The following is an 18,953-nucleotide window of genomic DNA, read 5'->3' on the forward strand; positions in this document are numbered from 1 at the left end:
ACCGTTGTACCGTCCCGGTAACCGTTGCAAGGCGGGAGGCGGCGCACAGCAGCCCGGCGTTCGGCCGGTTCGGGACCGGCGCCTCCTCCCGACGTTCTCAAGGAGGAGACGTCCATGATCACGACCACTTCCCGCCCCGTCCTGGGCCAGCGGAGCATCTCCCGACGAGGCCTGCTGGGTGGCGTGGCCGCCGTGGCGGCCGGCGCGGGCCTCGCGGCCTGCCAGCCGGGCTCCAGCGCGCGTCCCGGCCAGCAGGTCGCCCCCTCCGGTGACGGTGGCGCCGCCGGCTACGACGGGCCCCCGGTGGAGCTCGCCTTCTGGAACGGTCTGACCGGTGGTGACGGTCCGATCATGAAGAAGATGTGCGACAACTTCACCAAGGAGTACCCGAACGTCAAGATCAGCACGACCACCATCGCGTGGGCGGACTACTACCAGAAGCTGCCCGCCGCGGTCAGCAACGGCAAGGGCCCCGACGTCGGCATGATGCACGCCGACACGCTGGCCACCAACGCCGCGCGGCAGGTCGTGCAGCCCCTCGACGACGTGGCGAACGCGCTGGGCATGACCGAGGAGGACTTCACCCCGATCGTGTGGCAGGCCGGCATGTACAACGGCCAGCGCTACGGGCTCCCCCTCGACCTGCACCCCGCGGGCCTCTACTACAACAAGCGCGTGATGGAGAAGGTCGGCGCCGACCCCGACTCCCCGCCCACCAACATGGACGAGTTCATGAACGTCCTGGACATGGCCAAGAGCAAGGGCGTGCAGGGTCTGTGGGTCCCGCCGGGCGCGGTGGCCAACAACTTCGGGCAGACGATGGTGTACCAGTTCGGCGGCCACATGGTCGACGAGGCGGGCACCACCTCGGGCTACAACCACCCCGGCACGGTCGCGGCGATGCAGTGGGTCCGCTCCCTCATCGACGAGGGCTACAGCCCCAAGAACGCCGCCAACGACTCCGACACGCTGGCCCTGCAGAACGACAAGACCGTCTTCATGTTCAACGGCCCCTGGATGGTCACCCCGCTGAAGGAGAACAAGAAGGTCGACTGGGGCGTCACCCAGGTCCCGAACATCGGCGGCACGCTGGCCACCTGGTCCGGCTCCCACCAGTTCGTCCTGCCCGTGCAGCGCAGCGCCGACGAGAACAAGACCAAGGCCGCCCGCGCCTTCGTCAACTGGATCATCCAGAACTCGCTGGCCTGGGCCGACGCCGGCATGGTGCCCGCCCGCGCCTCCGTCCGCGAGATGCCCGAGTTCGCGGAGAAGGAGGAGGTCAACATCTTCGCGCAGCAGCTGGACTACGTCCGGTTCCTGCCGCCGGTGCCCGGCATCTCCGACATCGCCACCGAGTGGGCCACCGCCACGAGCAACATCGTGGCCGGCAAGAAGGGCGTGCAGGAGGCCCTCGACGAGGCCGCCCAGAAGGCGAACCGGATCCTGGCCGAGAACCAGAAGAAGTACCAGCGGTGACTGCCCTCCCATCGGCCGCGACCCGCCCGGCCGGAGGGCCGGGCGGGGAGCGGCGCGGGCGGCTGCGGCTGCACCACCCGCTGACCCCGTACGCGCTCTGCGCTCCCTACGTCCTGCTGCTCACCGCCTTCGTGCTGGTGCCGGCGGTCTGGGGCATCTGGATCAGCCTGCACGACTGGGACTTCCTGCTGCCCTACAAGCCCTTCGTCGGGGCCCAGAACTACGCCAACCTGTTCGACCCCTCCTCGATCGTGTTCGGCGACTTCTGGAACGGGATGAAGAACACGGCCATCTTCACGGTGGCCAGCGTCCCGTTCCTGGTCGTGATCCCGTTCCTGGTGGCCCTGCTGCTCAACCGGCACTTCCCGGCGCGCACGTTCTTCCGGGCGATGATCTTCGCCCCGTTCGTGCTCGGCATCGCCGTGATCGGCGTGCTGTTCAAGTACCTGCTGAACACCCAGTTCGGGCTGATCAACGCCTTCCTCGACGCCGTCGGGCTGCCGCCGGTGGCGTGGCTGGAGACGCAGCCGGCGGTCTGGATCGCGCTGGTCGGCGTCACCGTCTGGTGGACCATGGGCTTCAACACCGTGATCTACCTGGCCGGCCTGCAGAGCCTGCCCGAGGAGCACTACGAGGCCGCCGAGCTCGACGGCGCCGGCGCCTGGGGCAAGCTGCGCCACATCACCGTCCCCGGTCTGCGGATGGTGATGATCTTCGTGGTGACCACCACGATCCTGGCCAGCGCGAACATGTTCGGCCAGTCCTACCTCCTCACCAGCGGCGGTCCGGGTGACAGCACCCGCACCGCGATCATGGTGATGACCGAGGAGGGTCTGCGCCGGTTCAAGATGGGGTCGGCCTCGGCGATGAGCTACCTGCTCGCGCTGTTCCTGGCCGTCATCTCCATCGCCAACTTCTTCCTGATGCGGGAGCGCAAGTCATGACCGAGCAGATCTCGCGCAACAAGGTCGACAGCCGTGACATGCCGCTGGCCTCGGCCGCCAACGCTCCGTCCAGCCCGCCGGTGACCGGCCCGGGGACACCCGCCCGCACCCGGCGACGCTCCTACAGCCGCCACCGCAACGGGCCGCTGTTCTGGGTCGCGATCATCGCCCTGTCCGCGGTGTTCGTGGTGCCGCTGCTGTGGATGGGCCTGACCTCGGTCCGCAGCCAGCCCGACTCGGTGACCACGCCGATCACGCTGATCCCCCGGGAGTTCACGCTGCGGGCCTACCAGCTGATCTTCAACGAGACGCAGAACCCGGTGCTGCTGTGGGCGCTGAACTCGCTGGTGGCGGCGGTGCTGCACTCCCTGCTGGTGCTCGTGGTCGCCTCGATGGCGGCCTACGCGCTGGCCCGGATGGAGTTCCGTGGCCGGGGGCTCATCTTCGGCGTGCTGATCGCCACGCTGTTCATCCCCGGCTTCATCTTCATGATGCCGAACTACCTGATGATGGACCGCCTGGGCTGGCTGGACACGCTGACCGCCCTGGTGGTGCCCGGCGCGGCCGGCGCCTTCGGGGTGTTCTTCCTGCGTCAGTTCTTCCTGTCCATCCCGCGCGAGCTGGAGGAGACGGCGCTGATCGACGGCGCCAACACCTGGACGATCCTGACCCGGATCATCATCCCGCTGTCCAAGCCCGCGCTGGTGACGTTGGGGATCCTGTCGTTCCTGGCCAACTGGAACGACTTCATCTGGCCGATCTTCGTCCTCTTCTCGCCCGAGCGGATGACGTTGCCGGCCGGTCTGGCCACCCTCCAGGGCGCCTACGTCACCGACTACCCGGTGATCATGGCCGGGGCGACGATCGCCTCGGTGCCCGTGCTGGTGCTGTACGTGTTCCTGCAGCGCTACGTGATCGAAGGGGTCGCCACCAGCGGCATCAAGGGCTGACCGCCCGGACACGCACCAGTCCCACCGATGTGACGAGGACGTCCATGAACCCCCACCCGCTCCGTCGCCTGGCCGCCGGCCTCACCGCCGGCGGCCTGGCCCTCGCCGGCCTGGTCGCGGTCGGCACCGCCGAGGCCCGTCCGCGCGCCGACCGGGTCACCAACCCGGTCAGCGCCTCCTTCGCCGACACCTTCGCCGACCCCGCCGTGATCCAGGGCAAGGACGGCTGGTGGTACGCCTACTCCACCGCCGACCCGCTGCGGGAGGGCGACCCCCCGGGCGTCATGCACATCGCCCGCACCCGGGACTGGGTGGAGTGGGAGTACCAGGGGACGGTCTTCGACGAGGACAACCGCCCCTCCTGGGCGACCCCCACCTCGGGGCTGTGGGCTCCCGACGTCCGCTACGTCGACGGCCGCTACGTCATCTACTACACCGTCACCGACACCACGCTGAACCCCGGTGACGACTCGGCCATCGGGGCGGCGACCGCGCCCACCCCCACCGGCCCCTGGACGCCGGTCGAGGAGCCGGTGGTCGACCCGCGGCCGCAGGGCGGCGGGTTCCTGTGGACCTTCGACGCCAGCCTGCTGACCGACGTCGACGGCCGGCGCTTCCTCTACTACGGCTCCTACTTCGGCGGCGTGCACGTCACCGAGCTGGCGGCCGACGGGCTCACCCCGGTGGGCGAGCCCACCCAGGTCGCCATCGACAACCGCTACGAGGGCAGCTACGTCATCCGCCACGACGGCTGGTACTACCTGATGGCCTCCGCGGCGAACTGCTGCGCCGGACCCACCACCGGCTACTCCGTCTTCGCCGGACGCGCGCGCTCCCCGCAGGGGCCCTTCGTGGACGCCGACGGGATCTCCCTGCTCGACTCCCGCGTCGGCGGCACCCTGGTGCTCACCCAGAACGGGAACCGCTGGATCGGGGCCGGCCACCACGCGGTGGCCACCGACGCCAGCGGCCGGGAGTTCATCGTCTACCACGCGATCGACCGCGAGGACCCCTGGCTGACCGAGCCCTTCGGGATCAACGAGCGCCCGATGCTGCTGGACCGGCTGGACTGGGTGGACGGCTGGCCCCGCACCCGCGCCGGTCTCGGGCCGAGCGACAGCCCGCAGCCGGCACCGGTCACCGGCTCCGCGCTGGGCATCCGCTCCGACGACCCCGCCGCCGCCGGGTTCGAGGGCCTGCGCCCGGGCCCGCAGGACCCGCAGGCCGGACGCACCGCCCTGGTGCAGGGCGAGGCGGCCACGGAGCAGAGGGCGCCCGCCCGGGCGCTCCGGCTGCGCCTGGACGTCCGAGGCGACGAGCCGCTGACGGTCGACCTCGGCACGGCCCGGCAGGGGGCCTCGCTCACCTGGGCCGACGGCGAGCTGCGGCTGAGGACGACCAGCGGTCGCGACGTGCGCACCAGCGTCACCGACGCCCCCGCCCGCGACGGCTGGCAGACGCTCACCGTCGAGGTCGACGGTCCCGAGGTGGTGGCCGCGTTGAGCGAGAGCGACCTCAACGACCCGTTCGCCGAGGTGGGTCACCGCCACCGCGGGCTCGGGCTGCCCCGGGCCGAGGTGCGGCTGACCTCCGCCGGTGCCGTGGTGGACAACGTCACGGTGCGCCCGCTGGCCGACGAGACCGCCGACCTGGCTCCCGAGCCCCGCACCGGCCGGCTCATCGGCGGTGAGGAGTTCGACGGACCCGGCACCTCCCTGGAGTGGGTGCGTGAGGACCCCGACGCCACCGTCTCCGGCGGTGCGCTGCGGTGGCCGCTGCAGGCCGCGGACCTGACCGGTGGGGGCAACGACGCCGGCGTGCTGCTGGCCGAGGCCCCCGCGGGGGACTACGTCGCCGAGACCAAGGTGACCCTCGACCTCGGCACCGACGAGGTGCGCAACTACCAGCAGGCCGGGATCGTCGCCTACGCCGGTGACGACGACTTCGCCCGGCTGTCCACGGTGGCCATCTGGAACACCCGGCAGACCGAGTTCGGCCGCGAGCTGGTCGCCACCGAGGACGGGCGGACCAGCTTCGGGGGTGCGCTGGTGGGCACCCCGGCCCCCACGGTGTGGCTCCGGCTGGCGCACAGCACCAACGCCTCGGGCGAGCACCTCTACCGGGCCGGCACCAGCCGTGACGGGCGCAGCTGGACCTGGGGCGCGGTGTGGACCTTCGAGCCCGGCACCCAGCCGCGGATCGGGCTCGTCGCCCACGGCGGGGACACCCCCGCCGCCACCGCGGTCTTCGACCACCTGCGCTTCTACGAGCGCCGGGACCGTCACCGGTGACGCCCAGCCACGCCGACCCCGCGCCCGTCGCGCCCGAGCTGACGACCGGCTGACGCCAGCCGGGTGCCGGATGCGGGTGCGTCCGGACCGCCCCCACCTCGCCCCGACCGACCAGGAGAGCAGCATGGGCCTCACCACCTGGGTCCTCGACCAGGACGTCCTGGCCGGACTGCAGCTCGCCGTGGCGCTAGGGTGCCCGCGACAGGAGGCAGGGTGGCAGCGCGACTGAAGGACGTGGCCGAGCGGGCCGGGGTGAGCGTCAAGACCGCGTCGAACGTGATCAACGACCATCCCCACGTGCGTCCCAGCACGCGGGCACGGGTGCTGGCCGCGATCGACGAGCTTCGCTACCGGCCCAACGAGAGCGCCCGCCAGCTCAAGTACGGCCGGGCGGGCTTCCTGGCCCTGGTGCTCCCCCACATCGACGAGCCCTACTTCTCGCGGCTGGCCGGGATCCTGACCAGCCGGTGCCGCGAGCGCGGGACCATCCTGCTGCTGGAGGAGACCGGCGCGGAGCTGGCGGCCGAGCGGCTGGTGCTCGACGGCCTGCGCAGCCACGTCATCGACGGGCTGGTGTTCTCACCGCTGTGCGTCACCGCCGACGAGATCGGGGCCCGGCGCGACTCCTCCCCGCTGGTGCTGCTCGGCGAGGCCGACGTGCCCCCGGGGGTCGACCACGTCGGCGTCGACTCGGTGGCCGCGGCCCGGGCCATGGTGGAGCACCTGCTGCAGACGGGACGCCGCCGGATCGCGGTGATCGGCGACGCGCCCAGCACGGGCACCGCCTCGCAGCGGCTGGAGGGCTGGCGGCAGGCGCTGACCGCGGCGGGGCTGCCGATCGACCGGTCGCTGGTGAGGCCGGCCCGGGCCTTCGACCGGGCCACCGGGCGGGCGGCGATGGAGGACCTGCTCGCGCTGCCCGAACCGCCGGACGCCGTCTTCTGCTTCAACGACCAGCTGGCCGTCGGCGCCATCCGCGCCTGCGTGGCCTCCGGGGTGGACGTCCCGGGCCAGGTCGCCGTCGCCGGCTTCGACGACACCGACGAGGGCCGCTACTGCAACCCGCCGCTGACCACCGTGGCCGCCGACCTGGAGCTGCTCGCCGACGAGACGCTGCGGCTGCTGATGGCGCGCACCGAGGACCGGCAGCGGCCCGCGGAGCACGTCGAGGTGCCGTGGCGGCTGGAGCTGCGGGAGAGCACCCTGGGGCGGGCCGCCGCCCGGGCCGCGGCCGGCTGACGGCGTCGCTGGCCAGCCGCGACCGCAGGCGTGGCCCGACTGGTCAGCCGTTGAGACAGACGTCCCGACCGGCCACCGCACCGGGCCCGGGGTCGCTAACGTGCCGAGGCAGACCGTGTCGAGGAGGACCGGTCCCGGAGGACGGCGCCGTCCTCCCCCGCACCCGTGAGGAGCCGCATGCGCACCCCTGCCCGTCCGCACCACGAAGCCCGCCACGTCGCCATGCCGCTGGGCGGGATCGGCACCGGCACGGTCGCCCTGGGGGCCGACGGCGGCCTGCGGCAGTGGCAGCTGCACCACATCGGCAACCACCACGGGGACCTGCCCGGCAGCCTGTTCGCGCTGCGGCTCTCGCGCGGGGAGCCGCCGATGGACGAGATCCGCGTGCTGCAGGCCCCGGCGGCCCCGCGCTCGGAGACCGCGACCCCGATGGTCGACGACGACGCGGTGCCGCGGTGGCAGCGCGAGCTGGCCGCCGAGCACGGGGTGGTCGGCACCCGGTTCCGGGCCACCTACCCCACCGCCGAGCTCGAGTACGACCTCGGCGACCTGCCGCTGCAGGTCCGGCTGAAGGCCACCAACCCGCTGGTCCCGCTGGACGAGGCCGCCTCCTCGCTGCCGGTGGCGATGTTCACCTTCACCCTCACCAACCCCGGCACCACCGGCGTCCACGGCAACCTGGCCGCCACCTTGCACAACGCCGTGGGCTACGACGGCGTCAGCCCGCTCGAGGGGGTCTCGTGGGCCGGCTACGGCGGTGCCACGAACCGGGTGGTGCGCCGGGGCGGCTGGACGTCCCTGGTGGGCGAGAACGCCACCCTGGCGCCCGAGCACCCCGGCGCCGGGCAGATGGTGCTCTCCTGCGACAGCGACCGGGCGGCCGTGCTCACCGCCGCCACCTCGGTCGAGGAGGTGCTCGCGTTCCTGCGCCGCCGCTCCTGGGACGAGGACGCCGTCCGGCTCCGCCCCACCACGGCCGACGCGCAGACCGAGTCCCGGCCGGTGAGCGGGCCCAGCCCCGCCGGACGCACCTGGCTGGGCGCCCTGGCCCCGCAGTTCTCGCTCCGCCCCGGGGAGTCGACCCGGATCCGGGTGCTGCTCAGCTGGCACTTCCCGCAGCGCTACGTCGACTTCACCCAGTTCGGCCCCGACCGCGCCGAGTGGGGGCCCACCCGCTTCTGGCTCGGCAACGCCTACACGAACGCGCACGCCGACGCCCTCGACGTCACCGCCGACGTGACCTCGCGCTGGGACGAGCTGGTCGCGGCCACGACGGACTGGACGGACCTGCTGTCGGGCAGCGCCCTCGACCCGACCGCCGCCGAACACCTGGCCACCCAGGCCGTGGTGCTGCGCACGCCCACCTGCTTCCGCACCGCCGACGGCACCTTCTACGGCTTCGAGGGGCTCAACGGCCGCTCGACCGCCGGCCACGCCGGGGACGTCGGCGGCTCGTGCCCGATGAACTGCACCCACGTGTGGAACTACGCCCAGGCGGTGGCGCGGCTGTTCCCGGGGCTGGAGCGCTCGATGCGCGAGACCGAGCTGCACGTCATGCAGGTGCCCGCCGGGCACCCCTCGGCCGGGGCGCTCCCCCACCGCGTGGTGATGCCGGCCTACCTGCGCCAGTTCTGGGACGTGCCCATCGGCGGGCCGGAGGAGCCCGCTCTCGACGGCATGCTCGGCTGCCTGCTCAAGACCTACCGCGAGCTGCGCTCGGGGGCGGTGGACCTCGCCTGGCTGGAGCGGGAGTGGCCGCGGCTGGTCCTGCTGCTCGACCACGTCCGCCAGCGCTGGGACCCCGACGGCACCGGGGTGCTCCGCGGCGTCCAGCCGTCCACCCACGACATCGACCTGCGCGGCGTCAACACCTTCATGGGCACCTACTGGCTCGCCGCGCTCCGGGCGGTGGAGGAGATGGCCCGCCGGCTGGGCGGTCCCGAGCGGGTGGCGCTGGCCGACTCGCTGCACGAGCTGTTCCAGCGGGGCAGCCGCGGCTACGACGAGATCTGCTTCACCGGCGACTACTACCGCCAGGTCCTCGACGAGGGCGAGGACCGCACCTACCAGTGGGAGGCCGGCTGCCTGTCCGACCAGCTGATCGGCCAGTGGTGGGCGCACGAGCTCGACCTCGGGCACCTGCTGCCGGTCGAGCACGTGCGCACCGCGCTGCGCTCGGTGGTGCGGCACAACCTGCGCCGGGGCTTCCACGACCTCGAGCACAGCCAGCGGGTCTACGCCGACGGCGACGACACCGGCCTGCTGATGTGCACCTGGCCCACCGGTGGCCGCCCCGAGGTCGCGACCCGCTACTGCGACGAGGTCTGGACGGGCGTGGAGTACCAGGTGGCCGCCCACTGCCGCCGCGAGGGGCTGGTCGAGGAGTCCGAGGCCGTCGTGTCGGCGGTGTGGGCCCGTCACGACGGGCGTCGCCGCAACCCCTTCAACGAGATCGAGTGCGGGGACCACTACGTCCGCTCGATGGCCGGCTGGTCGGTGCTGGAGGCCCGGACCGGGCAGCGGTTCGACGCACCCAGCCGCAGCCTGACGCTCCGGCTCCCCGAGCAGGAGGGCAGCTGGTGGCCGGTGGTGCTGGACACCGGCTGGGGACGGGCCGTGCGTGAGGGCGACACCGTCCGGCTGGAGCCGCTGTCCGGGCACCTGGAGGTGGACCGGCTCGAGGTCCGTCCCTCCTGAGCCCGCGGCGGGGGCCCAGTCTCAGCGCGCATCCGTCTCAGGCGCGCATCGGCTCAGGCGCGCAGCGGCTGCCCCGCGGCCACCGCCCGCGCCGGGTCGACCGTGGCGCGCCCGGTGGCGTCCAGCCGGTCGGCCCACGTCAGCAGCCCGAGCCCGGAGGCGGCCAGCAGGGCGGCCACCAGCGCCGGTGAGGCGTAGCCGAAGCCGGCGTCGATCACGGCACCACCGAGGAAGGCCCCCAGCGCGTTGCCGGTGTTGAAGGCCGCCTGCATCGCTGCGGAGGCCATGCTGGCCCCGCCGCCGGCGGCCACGATCACCCGGGTCTGGATCGCCGAACCCATCAGGAAGCCGGCGAAGGCGAACAGGAACACCCCGGTGGCCGCGGCCAGGGCGGACTCGGCGAGGCCGAACAGCAGGGCGTAGACCACCGCCTGGGAGGCCATCCCGAGCACCAGGGTGCGGCTGACCGACCAGTCCGCCAGGCGTCCACCCAGCAGGTTGCCGGCGGTGGCACCGAGGCCGAACAGCACCAGCACCCACGCCACGCTGGAGCCGGCGAAGCCCGCCACCTCGGTCAGCAGCGGGGAGACGTAGCTGAGGACGGTGAAGGTGCTGCCGAACCCGACCACGGTGATCAGCAGCGTCAGCCACACCTGCCCGCGGCGGAAGGCGCCGAACTGGGCCCGCAGCGGGCCGGCGGGGGTGCTCAGCGCGGGCATCGCCAGGGCGAGGGCGACCATGGTGGCCACACCGATGACGCCGACCAGGCCGAAGGTGACCCGCCAGCCGGCCGACTGGCCGACGAAGGTGCCCAGCGGGACGCCGACCACGTTGGCCACGGTCAGCCCGGCGAAGACCAGCGCCATCGCACGGCCCTGGCGCCCCGGCGGCGCCAGCACCCGCGCCACCAGCGCCGCCACGCCGAAGAAGGTGCCGTGCGCCAGCCCGGTGCCGAAGCGGGCGGCCACCAGCGCGGCGAAGGTGGGCGCCAGCGCGCTGGCCGCGTGGGCGGCGGTGAACAGCGCCATCAGCCCGATCAGCACCGTCCGGCGCGGCAGCCGGTGCGTCAGGGCCGTCAGCGTGGGGGCACCGGCCACCACCCCGAGGGCGTAGGCGGTGATCAGCCAGCCGGCGGTGGGGATCGAGACCCCGAAGCTCGCCGCCATCTCGGGCAGCAGCCCCATGGTCACGAACTCGGTGGTGCCGATGCCGAAGGCACCCAGGGCCAGGACCCAGACGGCGAGCGGCATGGAGGTTCTCCTCGGACGCGGGGGGTGTGCAGGGGTCGAGCTCCGCAGCGTCGCGAGTCGAGACCACCATCATCCTCCTCGGCACTGGATCGTTCCAGCGTGCCTTCGCCCGTCGCGCGTGACCGTGGTCACGTCATGGATCACCATTGCCTTATATAACTTCCGCTTGATACCTTGAGGACCCAGCAGACGCACCGCGAGCAGCACACCAGGAGGAGCGATGATCGACATCAGCAGCCAGATCGGGGCCGTCACCCGCACCGTCCGTCCGGGCGGGGAGCGCGACGGGGTGGCCACCACCGCGGTGACCGCCAGCCAGACCTACCCCGTCCCGGCCGAGGAGGTGTGGCACGCCCTGACCGACCCCGAACGGCTCCCGCGCTGGTTCATGCCGGTCAGCGGCGACCTCCGACCCGGCGGGCGGTTCCAGCTCGAGGGCAACGCCGGCGGCGAGGTGCTCGGCTGCGAGCCGCCGCGCCGGCTGTCGATCACCTGGGAGTTCGGCGAGGTGGTCAGCTGGGTGGACGTCACCCTCACCGAGGACGGCGGGCGCACCGTGCTCGAGCTCGTGCACACCTCGCCCAGCGAGGACGACCACACCCGCCGCTACGGTCCCGGCGCGGCCGGCGTGGGGTGGGACCTCAGCCTGATGGGGCTCTCGCTCCACCTCACCACCGGTGCCGGTGTCGTGCCGGAGGAGGTGCAGGCCTGGGCCGTCTCCGCCGAGGGCCAGGAGTTCATGGTCGCCAGCGCCCGGGCGTGGGGCGCCGCCGCGGTGGCCGGCGGCGAGGACGAGGCGACCGCCCGGGCGGCGGCCGAGCGCACCACCGCCTTCTACCTCGGCCAGGAGCCGCCGGCGCCGGTCGGCCCGGAGGCCACGGACGTCCGCCCGGCCTGATGCACGCCTTCGACGTCCTCGGCGACCCGGTCCGCCGGCGGGTCCTGGAGCTCCTCACCGAGGGCGAGCGGAGCGCCGGCGAGCTGACCGAGACCGTCCGCCGGGAGTTCGACATCTCCCAGCCGGCGGTCTCGGCGCACCTGCGGGTGCTGCGGGAGAACGGCTTCGCCACCGTGCGGGCGGAGGGGTCACGCCGCCTCTACGCCGTCGACACCACCGGGCTGGAGGAGGTGGACGCCTGGATCACCCAGTTCCGCAGCTTCTGGACCGGCCGGCTGCAGGCCCTGGGCACCGAGCTCGCGCGGGGGCGGCGCGCCGGACGGCGTGCCGGTGAGGACGACGCCGGACCTCCCGGGTAGCGTCGGCGGACGTCAACGCCGACCCACCCCCCACAGGAGCAGCCGTGCGGATCGTCGACGCCGAGGTCGTGGTCACCAGCCCCGACCGCAACTTCGTCACCCTGGTGCTGAGGACCGACGACGGCCTGACCGGCATCGGCGACGGCACGCTCAACGGGCGCGAGCTCGCCGTGGTCGCCTACCTGCGCGAGCACGTGGCCCCGCTGCTGCTGGGCCGTGACGCCCACCGCATCGAGGACACCTGGCAGCTGCTCTACCGCGGCGCCTACTGGCGCCGCGGACCGGTGACCATGGCCGCGATCGCGGCCGTGGACGTCGCGCTGTGGGACCTCAAGGCCCAGGCCGCCCAGATGCCGCTCTACCAGCTGCTCGGCGGCGCCAGCCGCACCGGTCTGATGGCCTACGGCCACGCCTCCGGGCAGACCCTGCCGGAGCTCGTGGAGAGCATCCACGCCCGGCTCGAGGAGGGCTACCGCTCGATCCGGGTGCAGAGCGGTGTGCCGGGGCTGCGCTCGATCTACGGCATCAGCGCCCCTTCGCCCGCCCAGCCCGGGCAGGAGACGCACCCGACCCAGGGCTCCCCCGTCGCCCGCCCGGCCGAGGAGGACTGGGACTCACGGGCCTACCTGCGCCACCTGCCGGGCGTGTTCGAGGCCGTCCGGGCCGAGTTCGGTCCCGAGCTGCCGCTGCTGCACGACGTCCACCACCGGCTGACCCCGGTGCAGGCGGCGCGGCTGGGCAAGGACCTCGAGCCCTACGACCTGTTCTGGCTGGAGGACTGCACCCCCGCGGAGAACCAGGAGGCACTGCGTCTGGTGCGCCAGCACACCACCACCCCGCTCGCCGTCGGCGAGGTCTTCAACACGGCCTGGGACTACCAGACGCTGCTGCGCGAGCAGCTGATCGACTACGTCCGCTCGGCGGTGACCCACACCGGCGGGATCAGCCACCTGCGCAAGCTGCTCGACCAGGCCGCGCTGCACCAGATCCGCGCCGGGATGCACGGACCCACCGACATCTCCCCGGTGGGGATGGCGGCCCAGCTCCACCTCGGGCTGGCCATCCACAACTTCGGCATCCAGGAGTACGCCCGCCACGGCGCGCTGACCGACGAGGTGTTCCGGCAGACCTCCACCTTCCGCGACGGCCACCTGCACCCCGGGGACGAGCCGGGGCTCGGCGTCACCCTCGACCTGGAGGCCGCCGCCCGCCACCCCTACCGCCCGGCCTACCTGCCGGTGAACCGGCTGGCCGACCAGACCGTCCACGACTGGTGAGGTGCGTCCGCGGTGGTCAGGCCGCGCGCTCGCCGGGGAAGCGGCACACCTTGGCCACCACCTCGCCCAGCACCAGCTCGGCGGCCCCGACCAGCAGCAGGTCGGGCCCCAGCGCGGCACGCACCACCGTGACGCACTGCCACGGCGGCGCCAGCACCTGACGGGCCACCTGCTCGAGGAAGTGCTCGGGGGCCAGGGCGAACATCGCCCCCAGGAAGCCGCCCAGCACCACCCGCTCGGGGTTGAGCACGTTGACCATGTCGCGCACCCCGGTGCTGAGCACCTCGAGCTGGCGGTGCACCTCGGCGCGCACCCGCGGGCTGTCGTCGGCCCGCAGCGCCTCCTCCAGCCGCTCGTCGGTGGCGACCTCCAGACCCAGCACGTCCAGCAGCCGACGGCGGCTGACCGCGGCCTCCAGCTCCTCGCCGCCACCGCGCCGGCCGCCGGTCAGGCTGTGGCCGAACTCGCCGGCGTAGCCCTCCGCGCCGAGCAGCATCCGCCCGTCCACGATGACCCCGCCGCCGATGCCGCTCGGGCCGCCGTTGAGGTAGAGCACGTGCGAGGTGCCCCGGGCCGCCCCGAACAGGTGCTCGGCGTGGGCGCCGACGTTGGCGTCGTTGGCCGCGCGCACCAGCATGCCGGTGGCCTCCGACAGCAGCACCCCCAGCGGCTCGTCGACCCAGTGCAGGTGCGGCGCCCAGCGGACCTGGCCGTCGCCGGAGCGCACCAGCCCCGGGACCGCCACCCCGATCCCGGACGGCCGCCACCCCGGACCGGCGCGCTGCCCCAGGACCTGCAGGGAGTCGACCACCACCTCGACGGCGCGGGCGGCGGTCGGGGGCTCGGCGCTCTCGGTGCGGACCTTGTCGCGGACGCGGCCCTCGAGGTCCACCACGGCCACCGTCACGGCGTCGACCTCGGGCACGACGGCCACCGCGGTCACGTCGCCCGCCGGACGCACCACCGGGCTCGGCCGCCCCACCTGGCGCGTGCTGCCGGGGGCGTCCTCGACGACCAGCCCCCGGCTCACCAGCTCGGCGACCAGGGCCGCCACGGTCGAGCGGTTCAGCCCGGTCTCGCGGGTCAGCGCGGCCCGGGAGGCGGGACCGTCACGGTGCAGCCGGTCCAGCAGCTGCGACAGGTTGGGCTCGGTCGGCACGGTTCCTCCTTCCTCCGGCGGCGGGCTCCGGGCGATGATGGCACCCCGGGAGGCGATGATCCCACCGGAGCCCGGACAGGGCGTTGACAGGGCCGCAGCCGCTCCATATGTTGTTCTGCACAACATATCGAGATGGGACCACCGATGACGCTCACGCCCACTCCTGCCGACAAGTTCTCCTTCGGGCTCTGGACGATCGGCTACACCGGCACCGACCCCTTCGGCGGCCCGACCCGGGCCGACCTCGACGTCGTCCGGGCGGTCGAGAAGCTGGCCGAGGCCGGCGCCTGGGGACTCACCTTCCACGACGACGACCTCTTCGCCTTCGGCAGCACCGACGCCGAGCGGCAGCGCCAGATCGACCGGCTCAAGCAGGCGCTGGCCGACACCGGCGTGGTGGTGCCGATGATCACCACCAACCTGTTCGCGGCGCCGGTGTTCAAGGACGGCGGCTTCACCTCCAACGACCGCTCGGTGCGTCGCTTCGCGCTCCGCAAGACGCTGCGCAACGTCGACCTGGCCGCCGAGCTCGGCGCCACCACCTTCGTGATGTGGGGCGGGCGCGAGGGGGCGGAGTACGACGTGGCCAAGGACGTCCGCGCGGCCCTGGAGCGCTACCGCGAGGCGGTGAACCTGCTCACCCAGTACGTGACCGACAAGGGCTACGACATCCGGTTCGCGATCGAGCCGAAGCCGAACGAGCCCCGTGGCGACATCCTGCTGCCCACCCTCGGCCACGCCCTCGGCTTCATCGAGACGCTGGACCGGCCCGACCTGGTGGGGCTCAACCCCGAGGTCGGTCACGAGCAGATGGCCGGGCTGAACTTCACCGCCGGGGTGGCCCAGGCGCTGGACGCGGGCAAGCTGTTCCACATCGACCTCAACGGCCAGCGCTCCATCAAGTACGACCAGGACCTGGTCTTCGGCCACGGCGACGTGCAGAACGCCTTCAGCCTGGTCGACCTGCTGGAGAACGGCGGCCCGGGCGGCGGCCCCGCCTACGACGGTCCCCGCCACTTCGACTACAAGCCCAGCCGCACCGAGGACGACGCCGGCATCTGGGACTCCGTCGCGGCCAACATGCGCACCTACCTGCTGCTCAAGGAGCGCGCGAAGGCCTTCCGCGCCGACCCCGAGGTGCAGGAGGCGCTCGCCGCCGCGCGGGTGGCCGAGCTGTCCCGCCCGACGCTGGACGAGGGCGAGGGCTACGACGCGCTGCTCGCCGACCGCACGGCCTACGAGGACTTCGACGCCGCGGCCTACTTCGACGGCCACGGCTTCGGCTTCGTCCGGCTGCAGCAGCTGATGATCGAGCACCTGCTCGGCGCCCGCGGCTGAGCCCCGCCCGAGGCGAGGAGGACGAGGGATGAGCGAGCGACCCGAGCTGCGGGTGGCCATGGTCGGGCACGCCTTCATGGGCGCGGCCCACTCGCAGGCGTGGCGCAGCGCGCACCGCTTCTTCGACCTGCCGCTGACCCCGCGGATGGCGGTGGTCTGCGGCCGTGACCCCGAGCGGACCCGGCAGGCGGCCGACCGGCTGGGGTGGGACGAGGCGGTCACCGACTGGCGCGAGGTGGTGGAGCGCGACGACGTCGACCTGGTCGACATCTGCACCCCCGGTGACACCCACCGCGACATCGCGGTGGCCGCGCTGGCGGCGGGCAAGCACGTGATGTGCGAGAAGCCGCTGGCCAACTCGGTGCCCGAGGCCGAGGAGATGGCCGCCGCGGCCGCCGCGAGCGACCGGCTCGCCTTCTGCGGCTACAGCTACCGCCGCACCCCGGCGCTGGCGCTGGCCCGCCAGCTGGTGGCCGAGGGACGCCTGGGCGAGATCCGCCACGTCCGCGCCCAGTACCTGCAGGACTGGCTCAGCGACGCCGACGCGCCGCTGACCTGGCGGCTGGACCGCGAGCGGGCCGGGTCGGGCGCCCTGGGCGACATCGGCGCCCACGTCGTCGACCTGGCGCAGTGGATCACCGGGCAGTCGATCGCCGGGGTGTCGGCGGTGCTGACCACCTTCGTGGACAGCCGGCCGCTGGGTGGCGACCTGGTCGGCCTGGGCGGACGGGCCCAGGCCGGCTCCCCCCGCGGGCCCGTCACGGTCGACGACGCCGCCGCCTTCACCGCCCGCTTCGACGGCGGCGCGATGGGCGTGTTCGAGGCCACCCGCTTCGCCCTGGGACGCAAGAACGCCGTGCGGCTGGAGGTCAACGGCTCCGACGGCTCGCTGGCCTTCGACTTCGAGGACAACGACGTGCTGCACGTCCTCGACGCCGGCGTCGAGGGCGCGCGGCAGGGCTTCACCCGGGTGCTGGTCACCGAGCCCGACCACCCCTACGCCGGCAGCTGGTGGCCGCCCGGCCACGGGCTCGGCTACGAGCACGGGTTCACCCACCAGGTCGTCGACGTGGTCCGCGCGCTGGCCGAGGGCCGCCAGGCCGCACCGACCTTCGCCGACGCGCTGCAGGTGCAGCGGGTGCTCGACGCCGTGGAGCGCTCGGCCGCCGACCAGTCGCGGATGACCCCCGTGGGCTGACCCGGGACGTCCTGACCCCCACCGGCCCGACCCCGACCGGCCCGACCCCGACCGGCCCGCCACCCGACCGACCCGCCACCCCCGACGAAGCAGGAGCAGAGCCCGTGAGCGAAGCCAAGAACGCCCTCGTGCTCCGCGGCGGCTGGGAGGGTCACTCCCCCACCGCGGCCACCGACCTGTTCATCCCCCACCTGGAGGCCTCGGGCTACCGCGTCCGGGTCGAGACCACGCCGGAGGTCTACGCCGACGCCGCGGCGATGGCGGAGGTGGACCTGGTGGTGCAGTGCTACACCATGGGCCAGGCGTCCAAGGAGGCGGTGGCGGGGCTGCGACGGGCGGTCGCGGCGGGCACCGGCTTCGCCGGCTGGCACGGCGGCATCGCCGACTCGTTCCGGGCCAGCTCGGACTACCTGCAGCTGGTCGGCGGGCAGTTCGCCACCCACCCGCCGCAGGACAGGGACGACCTGCCGGAGGGTCCGGAGGCCAACTACATCCCCTACACCGTCGACATCACCGTCCCCGACCACCCGGTGACCGCCGGGATCGGGTCCTTCGACCTGGTCACCGAGCAGTACTGGGTGCTCACCGACGACTACAACGACGTGCTGGCCACCACCACGCTGGCGGCGCGCGACCGCGACGAGTGGCACCGCCCGATCACCTGCCCCGCGGTGTGGACGCGCCGCTGGGGCCGGGGCTCGGTCTTCGTCTGCACCCCCGGCCACACCGTCGAGGTGCTGCAGCACCCGTCGGTGCGCACGATCGTGGAGAGGGGGCTGCTGTGGGCCAGCCGCTGAGGATCGGCGTGGTCGGCTGCGGCACGATCTCGGGGGTCTACCTGGACACCCTGCACCGGCTCGAGCCGGTCGAGGTCACCGCGGTGGCCGACCTGGACGCCGCCCGGGCCGAGGCCGTGGCCGCCCAGCGCGGGCTGCGGGCCCTGCCGGTGGCCGAGCTGCTGACCGACGACCAGGTGGACCTGGTGCTCAACCTGACCATCCCCGCCGCCCACGCCGAGGTGGCGCTGGCCGCGCTGGCCGCGGGCAAGGAGGTCTACGGCGAGAAGCCGCTGGCGGCCACCACCGCCGAGGCCAGGGAGGTGCTGGCCGCCGCCGGGCGGGCCGGCCTGCGGGTCGGCTGCGCCCCCGACACGGTGCTCGGCACCGGCATCCAGACCGCCCGCCGGGCCGTCGACGACGGGCTGGTCGGGGCGCCGGTGGCCGCGACGGCGACCATGGTGACGCCGGGCCACGAGCGCTGGCACCCCGACCCCGACTTCTACTACCAGCCCGGCGGCGGTCCGCTGCTGGACATGGGCCCCTACTACGTCACCGCCCTGGTCACCCTGCTGGGGCCGGTGGCCTCGGTGCTCGGTGCGAGCTCTCGGCCGCGGGCGACCCGGACCATCGGCAGCGGGCCGCGGCAGGGCCAGTCGGTCCCGGTCGCGGTCGACACCCACGTCACCGGGGTGCTGGTGCACGAGTCGGGCGCGCTGTCGACGCTGGTGATGAGCTTCGACGGCACCGGCACCACCGCGGCACCGATCGAGCTGCACGGCGAGCAGGGCACCCTGCTGGTGCCCGACCCCAACCGCTTCGACGGCGACGTGCTGCTGCAGACGCCGGAGGACCGGACCGTCTGGCAGACCCTGCCGGTCTCGGCGGGGTACCGCGACGCCGCGCGCGGGTACGGCGTGGCCGACCTGGCCACCACCCCCGCCGGCACGCTGCCGCGGGCCAGCGGCGAGCTGGCGCTGCACGTGCTGGAGGTGATGGAGGGGGTGCTGCAGGCCGCCGAGCTCGGCCGCTCGGTGGAGATCACCGGCACCGCGGCCCGGACGCCCGCCGTCCCGCTGGGCGACCTGACGGCCTGAGCCG

Annotated in this window: 15 protein-coding genes; 13 read left to right on the top strand and 2 right to left on the bottom strand. The window is 73.5% G+C overall.

Going from position 1 to position 18,953, the window contains the following annotated elements:
- Window positions 1-114 precede the first annotated feature (114 nt).
- The 6 genes from GC722_RS08685 (at window position 115) to GC722_RS08710 (ending at window position 9,597) form a co-directional block, all read left to right on the top strand.
- Window positions 115-1,476 (top strand): ABC transporter substrate-binding protein, encoded by a 1,362-nt coding sequence (locus GC722_RS08685; RefSeq protein WP_156609537.1) that lies wholly within the window; start codon window positions 115-117, stop codon window positions 1,474-1,476.
- Window positions 1,473-2,420 carry a carbohydrate ABC transporter permease gene (locus tag GC722_RS08690; protein WP_331714566.1) on the top strand — a complete coding sequence of 316 codons (948 nt, stop codon included), beginning with the start codon at window positions 1,473-1,475 and terminating at the stop codon, window positions 2,418-2,420. Before GC722_RS08685 ends, GC722_RS08690 begins: the two co-directional genes overlap by 4 nt.
- Window positions 2,417-3,370, top strand: coding sequence for a carbohydrate ABC transporter permease (locus GC722_RS08695; protein ID WP_231747552.1), 954 nt, complete (start codon window positions 2,417-2,419; stop codon window positions 3,368-3,370). Before GC722_RS08690 ends, GC722_RS08695 begins: the two co-directional genes overlap by 4 nt.
- A 44-nt stretch (window positions 3,371-3,414) precedes the next feature.
- On the top strand, window positions 3,415-5,661 hold the full coding sequence (locus tag GC722_RS08700; protein WP_156609538.1) for a family 43 glycosylhydrolase: 2,247 nt from the start codon (window positions 3,415-3,417) through the stop codon (window positions 5,659-5,661).
- A 213-nt stretch (window positions 5,662-5,874) separates the two neighbouring features.
- Window positions 5,875-6,900: a LacI family DNA-binding transcriptional regulator gene (locus GC722_RS08705; protein WP_331714567.1), complete on the top strand. Its 1,026-nt coding sequence runs from the start codon at window positions 5,875-5,877 to the stop codon at window positions 6,898-6,900.
- Window positions 6,901-7,077: 177 nt separating this feature from the next.
- Window positions 7,078-9,597, top strand: a complete 2,520-nt coding sequence (locus GC722_RS08710) for a GH116 family glycosyl-hydrolase (RefSeq protein WP_156609539.1) — start codon at window positions 7,078-7,080, stop codon at window positions 9,595-9,597.
- A gap of 53 nt (window positions 9,598-9,650) precedes the next feature.
- On the opposite strand, the gene GC722_RS08715 is transcribed toward GC722_RS08710, so the two are convergent.
- The gene (locus GC722_RS08715; RefSeq protein ID WP_156609540.1) at window positions 9,651-10,847 is read right to left on the bottom strand and encodes an MFS transporter; all 1,197 of its coding nucleotides are present in this window, start codon (window positions 10,845-10,847) and stop codon (window positions 9,651-9,653) included.
- A 220-nt stretch (window positions 10,848-11,067) separates the two neighbouring features.
- Here GC722_RS08715 and GC722_RS08720 point away from each other — a divergent pair, with 220 nt between their 5' ends.
- The 3 genes from GC722_RS08720 to manD are packed head-to-tail and all read left to right on the top strand — an operon-like array spanning window position 11,068 to window position 13,381.
- Window positions 11,068-11,745 (top strand): SRPBCC family protein, encoded by a 678-nt coding sequence (locus GC722_RS08720; RefSeq protein ID WP_156609541.1) that lies wholly within the window; start codon window positions 11,068-11,070, stop codon window positions 11,743-11,745.
- Entirely contained in the window at window positions 11,745-12,104 is a 360-nt protein-coding gene (locus GC722_RS08725; RefSeq protein ID WP_156609542.1) for an ArsR/SmtB family transcription factor, read from the top strand. Before GC722_RS08720 ends, GC722_RS08725 begins: the two co-directional genes overlap by 1 nt.
- A gap of 44 nt (window positions 12,105-12,148) precedes the next feature.
- Entirely contained in the window at window positions 12,149-13,381 is a 1,233-nt protein-coding gene (gene manD / locus GC722_RS08730) for a D-mannonate dehydratase ManD (protein ID WP_331714568.1), read from the top strand.
- Window positions 13,382-13,397: 16 nt separating this feature from the next.
- On the opposite strand, the gene GC722_RS08735 is transcribed toward manD, so the two are convergent.
- Window positions 13,398-14,540, bottom strand: coding sequence for an ROK family transcriptional regulator (locus tag GC722_RS08735; protein WP_197429916.1), 1,143 nt, complete (start codon window positions 14,538-14,540; stop codon window positions 13,398-13,400).
- Window positions 14,541-14,672: 132 nt separating this feature from the next.
- Here GC722_RS08735 and xylA point away from each other — a divergent pair, with 132 nt between their 5' ends.
- From xylA to GC722_RS08755, 4 genes are all read left to right on the top strand, one after another.
- Window positions 14,673-15,878, top strand: a complete 1,206-nt coding sequence (xylA, locus tag GC722_RS08740; protein ID WP_408609302.1) for a xylose isomerase — start codon at window positions 14,673-14,675, stop codon at window positions 15,876-15,878.
- A 28-nt stretch (window positions 15,879-15,906) separates the two neighbouring features.
- Window positions 15,907-17,076: a Gfo/Idh/MocA family protein gene (locus GC722_RS08745; RefSeq protein WP_156609544.1), complete on the top strand. Its 1,170-nt coding sequence runs from the start codon at window positions 15,907-15,909 to the stop codon at window positions 17,074-17,076.
- A gap of 104 nt (window positions 17,077-17,180) precedes the next feature.
- Entirely contained in the window at window positions 17,181-17,873 is a 693-nt protein-coding gene (locus tag GC722_RS08750; RefSeq protein WP_331714569.1) for a ThuA domain-containing protein, read from the top strand.
- Entirely contained in the window at window positions 17,858-18,949 is a 1,092-nt protein-coding gene (locus GC722_RS08755; protein ID WP_331714570.1) for a Gfo/Idh/MocA family protein, read from the top strand. Before GC722_RS08750 ends, GC722_RS08755 begins: the two co-directional genes overlap by 16 nt.
- Window positions 18,950-18,953: the final 4 nt, after the last annotated feature.

Source organism: Auraticoccus cholistanensis, from assembly GCF_009742705.1.
Lineage (GTDB): Bacteria > Actinomycetota > Actinomycetes > Propionibacteriales > Propionibacteriaceae > Auraticoccus > Auraticoccus cholistanensis.